General features: G+C 71.4%; 15 protein-coding genes. 11 read left to right on the top strand and 4 right to left on the bottom strand.

Going from position 1 to position 16,546, the window contains the following annotated elements; all coding sequences use genetic code 11:
* Positions 1 to 129: 129 nt before the first annotated feature.
* Entirely contained in the window at positions 130 to 2,721 is a 2,592-nt protein-coding gene (locus AB0B14_RS33615; RefSeq protein ID WP_357526064.1) for a LuxR C-terminal-related transcriptional regulator, read from the bottom strand.
* Positions 2,722 to 2,980: 259 nt separating this feature from the next.
* Between AB0B14_RS33615 and AB0B14_RS33610 the strand changes: the two genes are divergently transcribed.
* Positions 2,981 to 4,168, top strand: a complete 1,188-nt coding sequence (locus AB0B14_RS33610; protein WP_357526062.1) for an RNA ligase RtcB family protein — start codon at positions 2,981 to 2,983, stop codon at positions 4,166 to 4,168.
* Positions 4,165 to 4,800: a peptide chain release factor H gene (prfH, locus tag AB0B14_RS33605; protein ID WP_357065262.1), complete on the top strand. Its 636-nt coding sequence runs from the start codon at positions 4,165 to 4,167 to the stop codon at positions 4,798 to 4,800. The genes AB0B14_RS33610 and prfH overlap by 4 nt, the downstream gene beginning before the upstream one ends.
* Before the next feature lie 8 nt (positions 4,801 to 4,808).
* Here prfH and AB0B14_RS33600 read toward each other — a convergent pair whose 3' ends face one another.
* Positions 4,809 to 5,684, bottom strand: coding sequence for an alpha/beta hydrolase (locus tag AB0B14_RS33600; protein WP_357065261.1), 876 nt, complete (start codon positions 5,682 to 5,684; stop codon positions 4,809 to 4,811).
* Between the two features lie 227 nt (positions 5,685 to 5,911).
* Between AB0B14_RS33600 and AB0B14_RS33595 the strand changes: the two genes are divergently transcribed.
* From AB0B14_RS33595 to AB0B14_RS33585, 3 genes are all read left to right on the top strand, one after another.
* Positions 5,912 to 6,742, top strand: a complete 831-nt coding sequence (locus AB0B14_RS33595; protein ID WP_357065259.1) for a PIG-L family deacetylase — start codon at positions 5,912 to 5,914, stop codon at positions 6,740 to 6,742.
* A 321-nt stretch (positions 6,743 to 7,063) separates the two neighbouring features.
* Entirely contained in the window at positions 7,064 to 8,257 is a 1,194-nt protein-coding gene (locus AB0B14_RS33590; protein WP_357526060.1) for an endo-1,4-beta-xylanase, read from the top strand.
* A 204-nt stretch (positions 8,258 to 8,461) separates the two neighbouring features.
* On the top strand, positions 8,462 to 8,803 hold the full coding sequence (locus tag AB0B14_RS33585) for a metalloregulator ArsR/SmtB family transcription factor (protein WP_208641223.1): 342 nt from the start codon (positions 8,462 to 8,464) through the stop codon (positions 8,801 to 8,803).
* Between the two features lie 4 nt (positions 8,804 to 8,807).
* On the opposite strand, the gene argS is transcribed toward AB0B14_RS33585, so the two are convergent.
* Positions 8,808 to 10,526 carry an arginine--tRNA ligase gene (argS, locus tag AB0B14_RS33580; protein WP_357526058.1) on the bottom strand — a complete coding sequence of 573 codons (1,719 nt, stop codon included), beginning with the start codon at positions 10,524 to 10,526 and terminating at the stop codon, positions 8,808 to 8,810.
* A gap of 381 nt (positions 10,527 to 10,907) precedes the next feature.
* Between argS and AB0B14_RS33575 the strand changes: the two genes are divergently transcribed.
* Positions 10,908 to 11,639: a hypothetical protein gene (locus AB0B14_RS33575; RefSeq protein ID WP_357526056.1), complete on the top strand. Its 732-nt coding sequence runs from the start codon at positions 10,908 to 10,910 to the stop codon at positions 11,637 to 11,639.
* 41 nt (positions 11,640 to 11,680) lie between these two features.
* Positions 11,681 to 12,361 carry a methyltransferase domain-containing protein gene (locus AB0B14_RS33570; RefSeq protein ID WP_357526054.1) on the top strand — a complete coding sequence of 227 codons (681 nt, stop codon included), beginning with the start codon at positions 11,681 to 11,683 and terminating at the stop codon, positions 12,359 to 12,361.
* A 45-nt stretch (positions 12,362 to 12,406) separates the two neighbouring features.
* Here AB0B14_RS33570 and AB0B14_RS33565 read toward each other — a convergent pair whose 3' ends face one another.
* Complete coding sequence (locus tag AB0B14_RS33565; RefSeq protein ID WP_357526052.1) at positions 12,407 to 12,898, bottom strand: MarR family transcriptional regulator; 492 nt, start codon at positions 12,896 to 12,898, stop codon at positions 12,407 to 12,409.
* Between the two features lie 109 nt (positions 12,899 to 13,007).
* Here AB0B14_RS33565 and AB0B14_RS33560 point away from each other — a divergent pair, with 109 nt between their 5' ends.
* The 4 genes from AB0B14_RS33560 to AB0B14_RS33545 all read left to right on the top strand — a co-directional run bounded on the left by AB0B14_RS33560 (position 13,008) and on the right by AB0B14_RS33545 (position 16,441).
* Complete coding sequence (locus AB0B14_RS33560; protein ID WP_357526050.1) at positions 13,008 to 14,057, top strand: LLM class flavin-dependent oxidoreductase; 1,050 nt, start codon at positions 13,008 to 13,010, stop codon at positions 14,055 to 14,057.
* Positions 14,050 to 15,078 carry an LLM class flavin-dependent oxidoreductase gene (locus AB0B14_RS33555; RefSeq protein ID WP_357065242.1) on the top strand — a complete coding sequence of 343 codons (1,029 nt, stop codon included), beginning with the start codon at positions 14,050 to 14,052 and terminating at the stop codon, positions 15,076 to 15,078. Before AB0B14_RS33560 ends, AB0B14_RS33555 begins: the two co-directional genes overlap by 8 nt.
* Before the next feature lie 27 nt (positions 15,079 to 15,105).
* Positions 15,106 to 15,801, top strand: a complete 696-nt coding sequence (locus tag AB0B14_RS33550) for an NAD(P)-binding domain-containing protein (protein WP_357526049.1) — start codon at positions 15,106 to 15,108, stop codon at positions 15,799 to 15,801.
* A gap of 190 nt (positions 15,802 to 15,991) precedes the next feature.
* Entirely contained in the window at positions 15,992 to 16,441 is a 450-nt protein-coding gene (locus AB0B14_RS33545) for a hypothetical protein (protein ID WP_357526047.1), read from the top strand.
* The last annotated feature ends 105 nt before the right edge of the window (positions 16,442 to 16,546 follow it).

The following is a 16,546-nucleotide window of genomic DNA, read 5'->3' as shown; positions in this document are numbered from 1 at the left end:
TTCGCGGCGTGGTCGCGTTGGGGGGGGACTGTCAGTCCCCCACACCCGGCTTTCCATCTTTATACATAAAATCCACATCATGTTAGCCTCGGGGCCGCGGGGGGGGGGGGGGGGCCCCCCCCACGGCCGTCACCCGACCAGGCGTAACGCGTCGGACAGCTCACGCCGGGAGGTCACCGCGAGTTTGCGGTACGCCCGACCCAGATGCGTCTGCACCGTCCGCACCGACAGCACCAACTGGTCGGCGATCTCCCGGTCGGACAGGCCCCGGGCGGCGAACCCGGCGATCTGCGTCTCTCGTGCGGTCAGCCCCGCCGCCACCGCCGGGTCGCCGGGTGCCGCGGCCCGAAGTCGGGTGCGCAGGTCGGCGAAGAGCCGGGCACTGTCGGACGTGCCGGTACGCCGGGTGACCTCGTCGACGAGTCTCAGCGCCTCACCGCTCATGTTGACGTCGAGCAGGCGGTGGGCGTGTTCGAGCAGCACCGTCGGGTTCCGGCCGGCCAGCGCGAGCACCGCCCGACCGGCGGTGACGAGGCGTTCGGCGTCCACGTGCCCGATCGCTTCGGCGATGCGACCCGCGTACCTGGTCGGCCCGGTGACCGGGTCGAGGTGTGCCGCGTAGATGAGGTAACCCAGCTCCACCAGCCAGCACCCGGAGGTCCGGGCGACGGCGATCGCCTCGTCCATCAACCGGGCCGCCCGCGTTCGCTGACCGGCCGCGGCGGCTACCGCGGCCGTCGCCCAGGGCCGCAGACCCGGCACCAACGCGACCGCGTCGACGGGGTGCTCCCGCAGCACCGCCTCGGCCTCGTCCGGGCGGCCGTCCTCGGCGAGGGTGATCGCGAGCCAGCCGGTGGCCTCGGACCGGAACAGCCCCTCCCCGTCGGCCTGCTGCGCGACGGCGTCCCGGAGCCGGCTGATCGCGCCGACCCGGTCACCGCTGACCCGCTGGGCGTAGCCGTCGAAGATCGGCCACGCGGTGTGGGACAGCCCGGAGACCAGCGGGTCGTCGGGCATCGGCCACCGTCCCGCCGCCGGGTCCGTGACCGGCCCGGTCGGGATGGGTTCCCGCCACAGTTCGGCGAACGCCAGCGCCGCCGCGGCCATGCCACGGGCGAACGGCAGTGCCGACGACCCGGACCTGCGCACCGCCGCACGGCCCATCCGCGCCGCCTCCGCGGTGCGCCCGGTCAGGGCAAGCGCGGCCACCGACGCCAGCGTGACCCGCAGCTGCCCGGCCGGCGGAGGTGTCGCACCCAGCAACTCGCGGGCATCGTGCAGCGCCCGCGCCGCCTGACCGCTGAAGAGTTGGACCACCACGGCGACCGCCGCCGCCTCCGCCCGACCGGCCGCGTCACCGGCGGCCTCGGCGTCCGCGCGAATGCGCAGCAGATCGTCGTACGCCTGCCGAGGCTCCCGCCCCACCCACGCCCGGTGCCTGGCCAACGCCACCCGGACGGTCACCTGCGCGCCTCGGTCACCGGCGGCCTCGGCATCGCGGAGTGCGGCGGCCAGCGTCTCGTACGCCTCGGCGGTGCGGCTCTGTTCGACGAGGGCGGCGGCGAGCGCTACCGCCGCCGGTGCCCCGCCGCCGCGCTCCCGGGCCCGCCGGGCCAACTGTTCCGAGGCGGTCGGATCCGCGTACAGGCAGAGGCTGGCCGACCTGAGCAGCTCGGCCGATCCGACCGGTTGGCCGGCGTGCACCGCCCACAGCGCGCTGGCCATCGCGGATGCGCCCCGGGTCGTGCCCTGGGGCGTGCTGGCCAGCAGAGCGGCGGACACCCGGCGACGCCGGGCCGGCGACATCCGGCGACGAAGCACGGCACCGAGCATCGGGTGGCGGAGTCGTACCAGGATCTGGTCGTCGCTCTGTTCGCTGCGGACCAGGCCGAGCTGTTCGAGATCGGCGATCAACTCCGGTGACGCGGCCGCCTCCACGACGGACAGCGGCAGGGGCCCACCGAGGGCCAACGCGGCCAGGGCGTCCTCGCCGAGGCGGCCGACGCGGTCCAGTTCCCGGTCGAGCAGGTCGGCCACCTGTGCCGGCACCACGAGGGGGGCGCGCCACCGCCACTGGTCGGTGTCGCGCACCAGCGAACCGACCTCCCGCCCGTGGTCGATCAATGCGGTCGCCAGTTGCGGCAGCCCGCCCGTCCACTGCCAGAGCAGTTGGGTGGTGGAGCGGCTGACCGGGCCGGACAACCGCTGTTCGGCCAGGGTGGCGACCGCGTCCTCGGCGAGGGCCGGCACGATCAGCAGGGGCAGCCCGACGTCCTTCCACAGCGCGACCACCGCGTCCGGGGCCGGGACCCCGGCCCGGACGGTGACCAGCGCGCGGACCGCACGGGCCTGGACCAGAGAGAGCAGCACGCCGGCGGACGGCCCGTCGAGCAGGTGGGCGTCGTCGACGACCAACACCGGGGTACGGCCGGAGCCACACCGTTCACGCAGGGCGGCCAGCACTGTGTTGTGCACCAGGGCCGGGTGCAGGGCCGGGTGACCGCCGCTGAGGAGTTGACCGAGCGCACCGAACGGCACCTCCTTGCTCGCCGCGGTCGCGGTGATCCAGACCTCGCGGAACAGTCGGGGCGGCAGGTCGGCGACGGCAGCCCGAGCGAGGGCGGTGCGCCCCACACCGGCCGGGCCGAGAAGCACCGCACCGGCGGCCCGGACCAGCGCGGCACGGGCCTCCACGAGCAGGCCGTCACGCCCAGTCAGCATGAACGGATAGTGGACGAGCGACTGGCCAGGGGCGATCAGTCATCCGACACCTGTCGCGCTACCGTCAGTGCCCGGCCCGGCGAGCCCGCACGGCAGCGCCCGGTGCGCCGGAAAATAACTTGTCGGACGCGACGGACTGCACGAGAGTGGCGTCCATGACGTACTGACGGAACCGCCCCCACGCACCCGCCTCCGGTGACCTCGCCCGGGAGGCCGTGCCGTCGTCCGTTCCCGCGTCTGCGTGAGAAGTGAGCCCTCCTTGCTCCAGCACCACTCCCCTGGGGAGTCCCTGCCCCCGTCCACCCCGGCCACCGTCACGGTGTTCGCCTCACCCGCGAGCTGGATCGAGTCCGCCGCGCTCGCGCAGTGCCAGCAGGTCGCCGCCCTCGACGGCATGATCCACGTCGCGGCCATGCCGGACCTGCACCCCGGCAAGGGCGCGCCCATCGGCGCGGCCATGGCCTCGACGGTGCTGTACCCGTTCCTGGTGGGCTCCGACATCGGCTGCGGCATCGCCGTGTTCCCCATCAAGCTCAAGCGTGCCGTGCCGGAGCGGCTCGCCTCCCGCTTCCCCGACCTCGACCGCGCGTTGGACCCGGAGCGGGACGCCGACGACCCGGCCTGGGCTCACGTGCCCGACGACGTCCCGGCCGGTCACCTGGACGGCCTCGGGACGGTCGGCCGTGGCAACCACTTCGTCGAACTGGCCCGGGTCGACACCATCCTCGACGCGAACCACGCGGGTCGTCTCGGGCTCGACGCCGGTGATCTCGTGCTCATCGTCCACAGTGGGTCCCGTGGTCTGGGCGAGCGGATCCTGCGGGCGCACACCGAGGTGCACGGCGCCGGTGCCGCTCCCGATCCCGCCGCCTACCTGGCGATGCACGACGAGGCCGTGCGCTGGGGTTCGCTCAACCGCCGGGTGCTCGCGGCCCGAGTCGCGTACGCGTTGGGGGCGGAGCCCACCGCACCGATCGTCGACCAGTGCCACAACCTGGTCGAGGTCTCCGACGGGGTCTACCTGCACCGCAAGGGCGCGGCGCCGGGCGACGGCCGGGACGTCCTCGTCGCCGGCACCCGGGGCACGGCCTCCTATCTGGTGGCCGCCCACGCCGGGCCGGAGGCCAACCATTCGGTGGCACACGGCGCCGGCCGCAAGATGTCGCGCGCCGACGCGCTGCGGCGGGGCCGGGCCAAGCACACGGTCGAGGAGCTTCGCCGTACTCCGGTGGGTTCGCTCGTGGTGTGTGGCGACCGGCAACTGCTCTTCGAGGAGGCGCCCACGGCGTACAAGCGCATCGAGCAGGTGATCGCCGATCTGGTCGAGCACCGGTTGGCCACCCCGGTGGTCAGCACGACTCCCCTGGTCACCTACAAGACGCCCGATCTCGGGCCCACCGCCCGTGCCGAGCGGCGCGGCCACCGCGGCGGACGGGGGCGGTCGTGAGCGTGCTCCTGCTGCTGTCCGCCGGTCGCGGCCCCGCCGAATGTGCCTGGGCAGTGGCCCAGCTCCTGCACCGCCTGACGGGGGACGGCACCCGCCGAGGTCTGACGATCGCCCAGCTTCGGATGTCACCCGGTGATCGGCCCGGCACCTACCGGTCGGCGCTCATCCGGATCACCGGTCCGGACGCCGACGCGTTCGCGGCCTCGTGGACCGGGACGCTGTGCTGGCAGGCCCCGAGCCCCTACCGGGCGGGCACGGGCCGCAAGAACTGGTACGTCACCGCTCAGCCACCGCAACCCGACGCCACGCCGACGACGTTCGCCGAGACGGATGTCGACATCGTGCCCTGCCGGACCGGCGGCCCGGGTGGTCAGCACCGCAACAAGGCCAGCACGGCGGTACGGGCGACGCACCGTCCCTCGGGCATCGTCGTCGTGGTGGACGAGGAGCGGCAGTTCAGCCTCAACCGCCGGATCGCCCTGCACCTGCTGCGGCAGCGCATCGAGCACGGCGACGAGGCGGCCCGGCGTGCCGTCACCACCGCCCGGTGGCGTGTGCACGACGACCTCGTTCGCGGCGACCCGGTGCGGGTGGAACGTCCGGAGCCCTCGCGACCGGTCCGCCGGGGATAGCGGCCCGGTCAGACGTCCAGCACCGCGTCCGCGAAGGCCCGGGGCGCTTCCTGGGGCAGGTTGTGCCCGACTCCGCCGCCGACGGTCCGGTGTTCGTACTGCCCGGCGAACTGCTTGCCGTAGACGCTGGGCTCCAGGTGCGGCGCGCCGTTGGCGTCGCCCTCCATCGAGATGCTGGGCACCGTGATCTTCGGTTTGGCGGCCAGCCGCTTCTCCACCTCGTCGTACTGCGACTCGCCGGGGGCGAGGGCCAGCCGCCACCGGTAGTTGTGGATCACGACGTCCACGTGGTCGGGGTTGTCGAACGCGGTCGCGCTGCGGTCGAAGGTGGCATCGTCGAAGGACCACTTCGGGGACGCGGTCTGCCAGATCAGCCGGGCGAAGTCGCGTCGGTTTCGGTCGTACCCGTCCCGGCCGCGCTCGGTGGCGAAGTAGTACTGGTACCACCAGGCCAGTTCCGCCTTCGGGGGCAGCGGCACCTTGCCCGATGCCTGGCCGTCGATCAGGTAGCCGCTCACCGACACCAGCCCTCGGCAGCGCTCGGGCCACAGCGCGGCCACGACGTCGGCCGTACGCGCGCCCCAGTCGAACCCGGCCAGCTTCGCGGTGTCGATCTTCAGGGCGTCCATGAGGGCGATGAGGTCGAGCCCCAGGGCTGCCGGTTCGCCGTTGCGCATGGTGTCGTCGGAGAGGAACCGGGTCGTGCCGTAGCCCCGCAGGTGTGGCACGACGACCCGGTGACCGGCGTCGGTGAGCAGCGGCACGACGTCGACGAAGCTGTGGATGTCGTACGGCCAGCCGTGCAGGAGGATCACCGCGGGCCCGTCGGGCGGCCCCGCGTCGACGTACCCGACGCTCAGGACCCCCGCGTCGACCTGTCTCACGTCATCGAACGACGTCCCCATGCCGGCCCCCGCCATCGCACCTCTCCCCGCGTCCCGACCTCTCGGATGTGCTGGCCACGTCTCAACCTAGAGCCGGGGCCAGGCCGGTGAGCAGGGTTCACACATGATCGGCGGCACCCGTTCCGGGCTGGCTATGATGCGCCCGTCGCCAGCGACTTCGCCGCCCTCCGCGCCTGCGGGCGGGGCACCGACCGTAGGGTGATGGCATGGCTGAGCGACCTCTGACCCTGATGGCGGTGCACGCCCACCCCGACGACGAGGCGACGAGCACCGGTGGCGTCCTTGCCCGCTACGCCGCGGAGGGGATCACGACGGTGCTGGTGACCTGCACCGACGGGCGGTGCGGTGACGGCCCCGGTGGGGTCAAGCCGGGCGACCCGGGGCACGACCCGGCCGCCGTCGTGGCCATGCGCCAGGCCGAGCTGGAGGCCAGCTGCGCCGTGCTGAAGGTCAGCCACCTGGAGACCCTGGGGTACGCCGACTCCGGCATGATGGGCTGGGCGACAAACGACCAGCCCGGCGCGTTCTGGACGACGCCGGTGGCGGAGGCGGCCGGCCGCCTCGCGGAGCTGATCAGGCAATACCAACCGGACGTGATCGTCACGTACGACGAGAACGGCTTCTACGGCCACCCGGACCACATCCAGGCGCACCGGATCACCATGGCCGCCGTCGAGCAGACCGACACCCCGGCGAAGGTGTACTGGACCACGGTGCCGCGTACCGCGTTCGAGCAGTTCGGCCAGATCATGCGGGAGCTCGGCGTCGAGTGGGACGCACCGGACCCGGAGGCGGAGCCGATGCCGGAGCTCGGCCTGCCCGACGACGAGATCAGCACCTGGGTGGACACCAGCGCCTTCGGAGCGCAGAAGTTCGACGCCCTGGCCACCCATGCCAGCCAGACCGAGAACATCTTCTTCCTGCAACTGGGCCGGGAGCGGTTCACCGAGCTGATGGGTGTGGAGACCTTCGTCCGGGTCCGGGACCGCACCGACGCGCCGACCCCCGAGGACGACCTCTTCGCCGGCCTGCGCTGACCACGTACGCCAGCTCCGGCAAGTGACGGCGGGCATCGTCGGCCCCCGGGTCGACGGTGCCCGCAGGTCGTCGACCTCCGAAAGTTTCGCGGGCATCTTCGACTAGCCGGCGCAGGTCATATGACGAATTTCCGGAAGTTTTCAGCGTTGACGCCCGGACATCGACGGCCTTAACGTTTCGAGCAGGTTTCCGGTCACCGGCCGGAATTACCGCCCCCTGGTCCCGCACCCGGGCCCCCGAACCCGCTCCCATCCGCCAACACCGGACCCGCACCCTAATTGATCGATGCTTGTCGATCAAAGGTCTGGAAGGGAAGGCACATGAAGCTGAGACAGTGGACGACCGTCGGCGTGGTCGCCGTCGCGACCGTCGCGGCGCTGAACACGGTGCCCGCCACCGCGAGTCGGCCGTACGACCCCACCGCGCAGAGCCTCGGCGCCCTCGGCCTGCGCCACGGCCTCCAGGTCGGCACCGCGGTCAACACGGATGCCCTCAACGACGCCGGCGACCCGCAGTACCGCGCGCTGGCCTCCTCCGAGTTCACCTCGGTCACCGCCGAGAACGTGATGAAGTGGGAGGTCCTGGAGCCCACCCGCGGCACCTACGACTGGGCGGCGGCCGACCAGCTCATCGATTTCGCCAAGCGCAACCGGCAGAGCGTGCGCGGGCACGTGCTGGTCTGGCACAACCAGCTGCCCAGCTGGCTGACCAGTGGTGTCGCCGACGGCTCCATCAGCAAGCAGGAGCTGCGCGAGCTGCTGCGCAAGCACATCACCACTGTCGTCAACCATTTCCGGGGCAAGATCTGGCAGTGGGACGTGGTCAACGAGGCGGTCAGCGACCCCTGGGACACCCCGTCGACCCTGCACTACAAGGGCTTCTGGGCCGACAACCTCGGGCCCGGCTACATCGCCGACGCGTTCCGCTGGGCGCGGGCCGCCGACCCCAAGGCCCTGCTGTTCTACAACGACTACAACATCGAGGCGTTCGGCTCCGGCAACCCGGCGGACGACAAGACCCAGTTCGTCTACGACATGACGAAGGGCCTGCTCGCCCAGGGTGTGCCGATCGACGGCGTCGGTGCCCAGGGTCACCTGGGCACCCAGTACGGCAACTTCGACACCCTCCAGGTGACCGCCGCGCTGAAGAAGTTCAGCGGGCTCGGCGTCGCGACCGCGTTCACCGAGGTCGACGTCCGCAGTCAGCTGACCGAGGCCGTCCGGGCCGGCAACGCGGAGGAGATCAACCCGCGGTTGCAGGCGTCGGCCGCCAACTTCAGCGTGCTGATGAAGGCGTGCCTCGCCGTGCGCAGCTGCCTGTCGTACACGGTCTGGGGTTTCAGCGACAACCACTCCTGGGTGCCGGGCTGGTTCGACGACCCGCCGGAGGGCCTGGCCACGATCTACGACGAGAACTACCAGCCCAAGCGGGCGTACCACGAGGTGAAGTCGGATCTGATCTTCGCTGGCCCACCATACGTCCTGCCGCGCCTGACACCCCGACCTCGCCGCTGACCTCCGGTCGCGGCGGACTCGACGGCCTGTCCGTCGGCGTAGGGCCGTGTGGGGCGCGGCGGAGCCCCACACGGCCGCTACGTGTCCACGTTCGGTCGTCCCCGTGCGGCCGTACGGACGCCATCGGAGTATTGATGCCGGTTCTACCGGCTTATCGATCGAGTTGGTGTCACTATGGCAGGCGTGGGAACTGCGAAAACTGCCATGCCTGCGATCTCGCCGCTGACCGGCGATCCAATCAAGCGGGCCGATGCCGAACGGCTCGCGGGGGTGCTGAAGGCCTTCGCCGATCCGGCCCGACTGCGACTGCTGAGTCTGATCCAGTCCGCGCCGGAAGGTGAGGCGTCCGTCAGTGACCTCACCGGGGCGCTCAACCTCTCCCAGCCGACGGTGAGTCATCACCTGAGGATCCTCACCGAGGCTGGGCTACTCGAACGCGACAAGCGCGGGGTGTGGGCCTACTACCGGTTGGTGCCCGCCGCGATCGCCCAGATCGCCGACCTCTTGACGCCGCCCCGAAAGCGGGCGACGAAGAAGACCCGCTGACCCCTCACATCCGCTCCGGAGTCCGGATGCCGAGCAGGTGCAGCCCCTGCCGCAGCGTCCGGGCCGTCAGCTCGGCCAGCAGCAGCCGGCTCTCCCGCAGCTCGTCGGGGGCCCGCAGCACCGGGCAGCGCTCGTAGAACGCGTTGAACGCGGTGGCGAGCCCATGCAGGTACCCGGCGAGGTGATGGAACTCGAGGCTTCGCTCCACCTCGCCGACCACCGCGGCGAAGCCGAGCAGCTCGACCGCGAGCGCCCGCTCCGCCGGCGACGTGAGCACGATCGGCGTGTCCGGCCGCGCGGGTGTTCCGGCGCGCCGGAACACCGACCGGATCCGGGCGTACACGTACTGGAGGTACGGCGCGGTGTTGCCGTCCAGGGCGAGCATCCGCTCCCAGTCCAGGACGTAGTCCTTCCTCCGATCGGTGGCCAGGTCGGCGTACTTGATCGCGCCGATGCCCACCGCGCGACCGATTTCGGCGGCGGCTTCGGCGTCCAGCTCCGGGTTTCTCCTGCGGGCCAGGTCGGTGGCGCGGGCGACCGCCTCCTCCAGCAGGCCGACCAGCTTCACCGACTCGCCGGCCCGGCTGCGCAGCATCCGCCCGTCGGCGCCGAGGATCGACCCGAAGCCCAGATGTTCGGCCCGGGCCGGCGGGCACAGCCAACCGGCCGTCCGGGCGACCGCGAACACCATCGCGAAGTGCTGCCGCTGCGGCAGCCCGACCACGTACAGCAGCCGGGTCGCGCCCAGTTCACCGACGCGCTGCCGCAACGCGGCCAGATCGGTGGCCGGATAGCCGTACCCCCCGTCGCTCTTGCGCACGATGAGCGGCACCGGATCGCCGTCCCGGCCGCTGAACCCGGCCGGGAAGACACAGTCGGCCCCACCGCTTCGCACCAGCAGGCCCAACCGGTCCAGGTCGTCGACGACCCCCGCGAGCAGATCGTTGTAGGCGCTCTCGCCCCGGAAGTCGTCAGCGGACAACGTCACGTCGAGCAGGTCGTAGACGGTCAGGAAGTACCGCTCGGACTGCGCCACCAGCAGCCGCCACCACCGCAGCGTCCGCTCGTCGCCGCCCTGCAACGCGACCACCCGCAGCCGCGAGCGTTCCCGGAACGTCTCGTCGGCGTCGAACTTCACCCGCGCCGCCCGGTAGAAGCCGTCCAGGTCACCCATCGACAACTCGTCCGCCGCCCCGGCCTCGCCGAGGTCGGCCAGGTGCTCGATCAGCATGCCGAACGGTGTCCCCCAGTCGCCCAGGTGGTTGACCCGCACGACCCGGTGCCCCAGCCAGTCCAGCAGCCGGACCGCCGCGTCCCCGATGACCGTGGAGCGCAGGTGCCCGACGTGCATCTCCTTCGCCACGTTCGGCGCCGAGTAGTCGACCACCACGGTCTGCGGGGCCGCCGTCGCCGGCACGCCGAGCCGGGCGTCGCCGGCCAACCCGGCGACCAGGTCGGCAAGTGCCGGGTCGGCGACGGTGAGGTTGATGAAGCCCGGCCCGGAGACCTCCGCCGACACGCAGACGTCGTCGAGCACCGCGTGCTCCAGCACCGCGGCGGCGATGTCGCGCGGCGGGCGGCCGAGCCGCCGGGCCAGCGCCAGCGCCGCGTCGGACTGGAAGTCCGCCCGCGGCGAGCGCCGCACGAGCGGGTCGACCGGGCCGCCGGCCACCGCCGCGAACGCCGGCGCCAGCCGGTCGGACAACAATCTTTCAAGATCCATGAGTACGCCGATCTCACTCGGACCCGCGCTGTCACGCGAGCCGTTGACGACAGGAGATGCGGGGCGGACCGAGGACGACAGGCGCACGACCGGCGGCTCGATCCGCCGGTCGCGGGAACAGGTCAGCGCGGGCGGGCGACGGATCGCCGGCGTCGCCGCGCACCGACCTGGACGTCAGAAGACGCTCCGGTGCACTTGGCGATCACGCTGGTCATGTGGGCAGCCTAGCCGGCCACGGATGTGTCGACATCCCGATTACCACCGCTCGGGTGAGCGTCCGACGGCCGCGAACCGTCGTTTGGGACGGTGCCCCATCGGGAACTGCCCCCACATCGACGAAAGGTGATCATGAGCCGACACACACCGCCATCGCCCGCCCGTATGCGACGCGTGCTTGCGCTGATCCCGCTACTGGGCACCATCACCGTTGCCGCCGCCTGCACCAGCACCGAGGACAAGCCCGGGTCGACCCCGTCCACCGCGGCGCCGACGTCCGCGTCGGCCGCAGTGGATCCGACCGGCCAGCCCTCGCCGAGCGCGAGCGGCCCGACGACCATCCCGACGTCGGCCTTCTTCGAGCTGCCCGCCGAGCTGCGAAAGTCTCCCCGTCGGACGCTGTCCGTCGAGGACGCCCTGCCGAAGTTGTGTGCCAACGAGTTCGGCACCGGAGGCCGGCAGGTGACGGCGAGCGCCGCGATGACCGTCATGTACCAGTCGGCGGGCGCCACCGCCGCCGATGTGGCGCAGGGGACGATCCACCAGACCATCTTCACCTTCGAGGGTGACGGCGCCACGGCGTACATGACACGTCTGCGTACCGCCCTGGACGCATGCCCCACCTACCAGCAGTTCGGAAACCGGGCCACCGTCAAGAGCAAGGCCGTGCCCGGTGTCGGCGACGAGGCGCTGCTGCTGACCCGCACGTGGCCCGAGACGAGCCTGAACGGCGAACACACCGGCCGCGAGGCGACCAGCCAGATCGCGGTGGCACGCGTCGACACCGTGGTGACCGTGTTCGACGACCAGGGTTGGGAGGGCACCAGCGGCAACCCCGCCGTCGTGGACCGGGCCCTGCGTGAGGGTGTCCGGACCATCGACGCCTGGCAGGGGTAGTCCCCGACCGGCGGTGGTTCCCCGGTGCGATGATGCGGCCCGTGACTTCCCCGGCCTCCGATCCGCTCGACCTGCGCGGCGTACGACGTGCCTACGACACCGTCGCCGAGGACTACGCCACTCTCCTGCCGGACACCCGCGCCGAGGCACCAGTCGACCTCGCCATGGTCGACGCGTTCGCCGAGGCGGTGACGTCCGGCGGTGACGCCCGGGTCCTCGACGCCGGGTGCGGCCCGGGCCGGATGAGCAGGTACCTCACCGACCGTGGGTGTCTGGTGCACGGCGTCGACCTGTCGCCGGGCATGATCGCCCGCGCCCGGCGTGACCACCGCGACCTGATGTTCACCGTGGGCTCACTGAGCGCCCTGCCCTACCCGGACGCCCGGTTCGCCGGCGTGCTGCTGTGGTACTCCACCATCCACACACCTCCCGCCGGGCAGGCGCGCGTCTTCGCGGAGGCGGCCCGGGTGCTGCGCCCGGGTGGCCACCTGCTCGTCGGATTCCAGGCCGGTGACGGCACACGCGACCTGTCCGCGGCCTACCGTCGCCGGTTCGGGCACGAGATCCGGTTGGCGCGACACCGCTACCCGCCGGATCGGGTCGCCGCCGAGATCGAGGCCGCCGGCCTGCGCGAGGAGTGCCGCCTGGTGCGACGCGCTCGGGGCACGGAGCGGGACGACCAGGCGTTCCTGCTGGCCACGGCTCGTCGCGTCAACGGTTGAAGGCGAGGTAGAGCCCGAGGCCGAAGTTGACCACCAGTTGGGTGATCAATCCTCGCGCAGGGCGTCGAGGCGCGCTCGGAGCGCCGCCGCGATCTCGCCCGCCGCGACGATCTGGTCCGGTGTGAGGGCGTCGACGAAGAGTTCACGAATGGCGCGCAGGTGGGGAAATGTGGCTTTGCCGAACGCCTCGGCGCCGGCCGTGGTGAGCAGCACCTCCGCCCCTCGGGGGACTGTCGCGCACTCCTGGCGGCGGATGAGGCCGCGCCGCTCCATCCGCCCCAGATGGTGGGAGAGGCGGCTGCGCTCCCAGCCGATGTGCGACGCGAGTGCGGACGAGCGCATTGCCTGCTCCGGTGCCTCGCTGAGAGCGAGCAGGACGGCGTAGTCCCCCGTCGACAGGGAGGAGTCGCCCTGGAGACGGGATTCCAGCCGGGAACCCAGCGCCGCCGTCGTCTCGATGAAGTCCCGCCAGATCCGTAGCTCCTCCGCTGTCGGTAGCTGGCGCCCACCCCGCCGGACAGGTGTGGTCTCCGTCATGCCACTCTCCCGGGAATTGACGTGTCAATCGCCAAGTTAGCATCATTGACACGTCAACCGGTAGGTCCGCTTCCGCGGATCGCCGACGGGGAGTACCGAGGAGGGCACGATGACAGCCGCAGATTTCGAACTGGGGCTCAACTCGTTCGGGGAGGTGGCCACCGACGGCGACCGGGTCCTGAGCGACGCCGAGACCGTACGGCTGCTCGTCGAGGAGGCACAACTCGCCGAGTCGGTCGGACTCGACGTGTTCAGCCTCGGTGAGCACTACCGGGAGGGCCACAACGACTCGGCCACGCCCGTGTTGCTCGCGGCAGCCGCGACGGCGACCGAGCGGATTCGCCTCGGCACCTCGGTCACGGTGCTCAGCACGAACGACCCGGTACGCCTCTACCACGAGTTCGCCACCCTCGACGCCGTGTCCAACGGCCGCGCCCAGATGGTCCTCGGACGCGCGTCGGCGACCGAGTCGTTTCCACTGTTCGGCTACGACCTGGCCGACTACGAGCGGTTGTTCGAGGAGAAGTTGGACCTCTTCCTCCGGCTCCAACGCGACGAATCGGTCACCTGGTCCGGAACGGTGCGAACTCCCCTGACCGGCCAGCGCCTGCATCCACGGATGCGGCCCGGCGGCATCCCGACCTGGATCGGCGTCGGGGGCAGCCCGAACTCGGTGATCCGGGCCGCCCGGCACGGACTTCCGCTCCTGCTCGCGATCATCGGTGGACGCCCCCAGCGGTTCGCCGGCCACGTCGACCTGTACACCAAAGCGCTCGAACAGTTCGGGCATACCCCGCAGCCAATCGGGCAGCACTCCCTCGGCCTTGTCGCAGACACCGACGAGGAGGCGGTGGAGACGTGGTGGCGGTACTGGCAGCCGGTCGCGGCGGCGCTCGCCGCGGAACGCGGCTTCTACAAACCGGACCGCGCACGCTACGAGGCGGAAATCGACCATGGTGCGCTCTTCGTCGGGTCGCCCGAGACGGTGGCGCAGAAGATCGCCACGGTCGCCCGCGACCTGCGGCTGAGCCGCTTCGATCTGAAGTACGACATCATGCACCTGCCCCGCGAGGCACGCGCGCGCACGATCCAACTGCTCGGCAGTGCGGTCGCACCGCGGGTCCGGGAGCTGCTGGCGAAGGAGCCCACCCATGTCTGATCTGCTGTTCGGCCTGGACACGTTCGGCGACGTACCGGAGGACGACAACGGCAAGCTCGTCTCCCACGCGGCGGCGATCCGCCAGGTCGTCGACGAGGCCGTGCTCGCCGACGACCTCGGCGTCGACGTCATCGCGCTGGGCGAGCACCACCGGCCGGAGTACTCGGTCTCCACACCGGAGACGGTGCTGGCGGGCATCGCCACCCGTACCTCGCGGATCCGACTGGCCTCCGGCGTGACCGTGCTGAGTTCGGACGACCCGGTCCGGGTGTTCCAGCGTTTCGCCACGGTGGACGCGCTGTCGAACGGCCGAGCCGAGGTCATCCTCGGTCGCGGCTCGTTCACCGAGTCGTTCCCCCTCTTCGGCTACGACCTGCGCGACTACGACACGCTGTTCGAGGAGAAGATCGAACTGTTCGTCAAGTTGCTCGACGAAAAGCCGGTCACCTGGAGTGGCACCCTGCGTGCCCCGCTGGAGAACGCCGACGTCTTTCCCAAGACGGAGTCGGGTCACCTGGACACCTGGGTCGGCGTCGGTGGCTCACCACAGTCGGTCGTCCGCACCGCCCAGTACGGGCTGCCACTCATGCTCGCCATCATCGGCGGCGCCCCCGAACGCTTCGCGCCCTACATCGACCTGTACCGCCGGGCGGCCGACCAACTCGGGACGACCGCGCACCCGGTCGGCATGCACTCGCCGGGCTTCATCGCCGACACCGACGAGCAGGCCAAGGAGATCTACTGGCCGCACTACCGGATCATGCGAGACCGGATCGGCAAACTGCGGGGCTGGCCACCGATCCGCCGCCAGGAGTTCGACTCCGAGGTGGAGAACGGCTCGCTCTACATCGGCTCGCCGGAGACCGTGGCCCGCCGGATGGCCCGCGCGATCCGCAGCCTCGGCGTCGGCCGGTTCGACCTCATCTACTCGGCCGGCGCGCAACCGGTGAGTGCCCGGATGCGGGCCGTGGAACTGTACGGCTCCAGGGTGATCCCCATGGTCCGCGAACTGCTGGCCTGATCAGCACGTCAGAACCGAGAGGACGACATGTTCGACAACGATCGGCCCCAGACCCTTGGCGTGCTCGGGGCCGGCAAGGTGGGCACGGTGCTCGCCCGGCTCGCCGTCGCCGCCGGCTACCGGGTGCTGGTCGCCGGTTCCGGCGACCCGGCGAAGATCGCCCTCACCGTGGAGGTGCTCGCTCCGGGGGCGGCGGCCACCACGGCGGTCGACGCGGTGGCCGCCGCCGACATCGTGATCCTCGCCCTGCCGCTGGGAAAGTACCGCAGCGTTCCCGCCGAGGCGCTGCGCGGCAAGCTCGTCGTCGACGCGATGAACTACTGGTGGGAGATCGACGGCATCCGCGACGACCTCACCGACCCGCGTACCTCGTCGAGCGAGATCGTCCAGGCGTTCCTGTCCGGGTCCCGGATAGTCAAGGCGTTCAACCACATGGGCTACCACGATCTTGAGGACGAGGCGCGGCCGGCGGGATCGGCCGGCCGCAAGGCCATCGCGATCGCCGGCGACGACGCCACGGACCTCGCCACGGTCGCGGCGCTGGTGGACGCGCTGGGCTTCGATCCGGTCGTCGCCGGCCGCCTGGCCGAGGGCGTACGACTCGAACCCGGCAGCGAGTTGTTCGGTGCCAACGTGAGCGCCGACGAGGTGCGTGCGATGCTCGACCGCTTCCCGGAGTCCGAGCGTGGCCGGACCATTGCCGCCGCCCGAGCGGCGTCGTAGTCGCCGGGCTCCCCCCGCACGCCGTGGGCGTACCGAAAGGTGGCCGCCGCCTGAGCGCGGTCAGCGCTGGTGTGGTCCGGACGCGGCTGGTCGATCAGGAATCGAGAAGCCCGCCCGGTACCACCCGGTCTAGCCTTTTCCCAGGTCACCGGCAGCACGCCGAGACTGGACGACGAGAGGGAGCCCGCGAATGTCCGCGAAGACCGCCACGACCGAGTCCGACGGCTTCAGCCCCGAGGAGCGGGCCGCGATGAAGGAGCGCGCCGCCGAGCTGCGCGCCGAGGGCAAGAAGGGCGCCAAGAAGGCCGACGGGCTACAGGCGATCCTGGACCGGATCGCGCAGATGGAGCCGGACGACCGGGCGCTCGCCGAGCGCGTGCACGTGACGGTCACCGCCGCCGCCCCGGATCTGTCGCCCAAGACGTGGTACGGGATGCCCGCCTACGCGAACGCCGACGGCAAGATCGTGGTCTTCTTCCAGGACTCCGGCAAGTTCAACTACCGGTACTCGACCCTGGGCTTCCAGGACGCGGCCAACCTCGACGACGGCGACCTGTGGCCGGTGGCGTACGCCCTACAGAAGTGGAGCCCGGCGGTGGAGAAGAAGGTCGTCGAGCTGGTCCGGGCGGCGATCTCCTGACCGTCGTCCCCCGTGCCACGAGGTCCGGCGGGGCAGCGGAGCGATGTCGCAGTTATCGACATGTGAAAATGCCCCACCGCCTGGCGGAGACGGGTGGATTCCCGT

The sequence above is a fragment of the Micromonospora sp. NPDC049171 genome, from assembly GCF_040648275.1.
Lineage (GTDB): Bacteria > Actinomycetota > Actinomycetes > Mycobacteriales > Micromonosporaceae > Micromonospora.
This window is presented reverse-complemented; position numbering and strand designations above follow the sequence as displayed.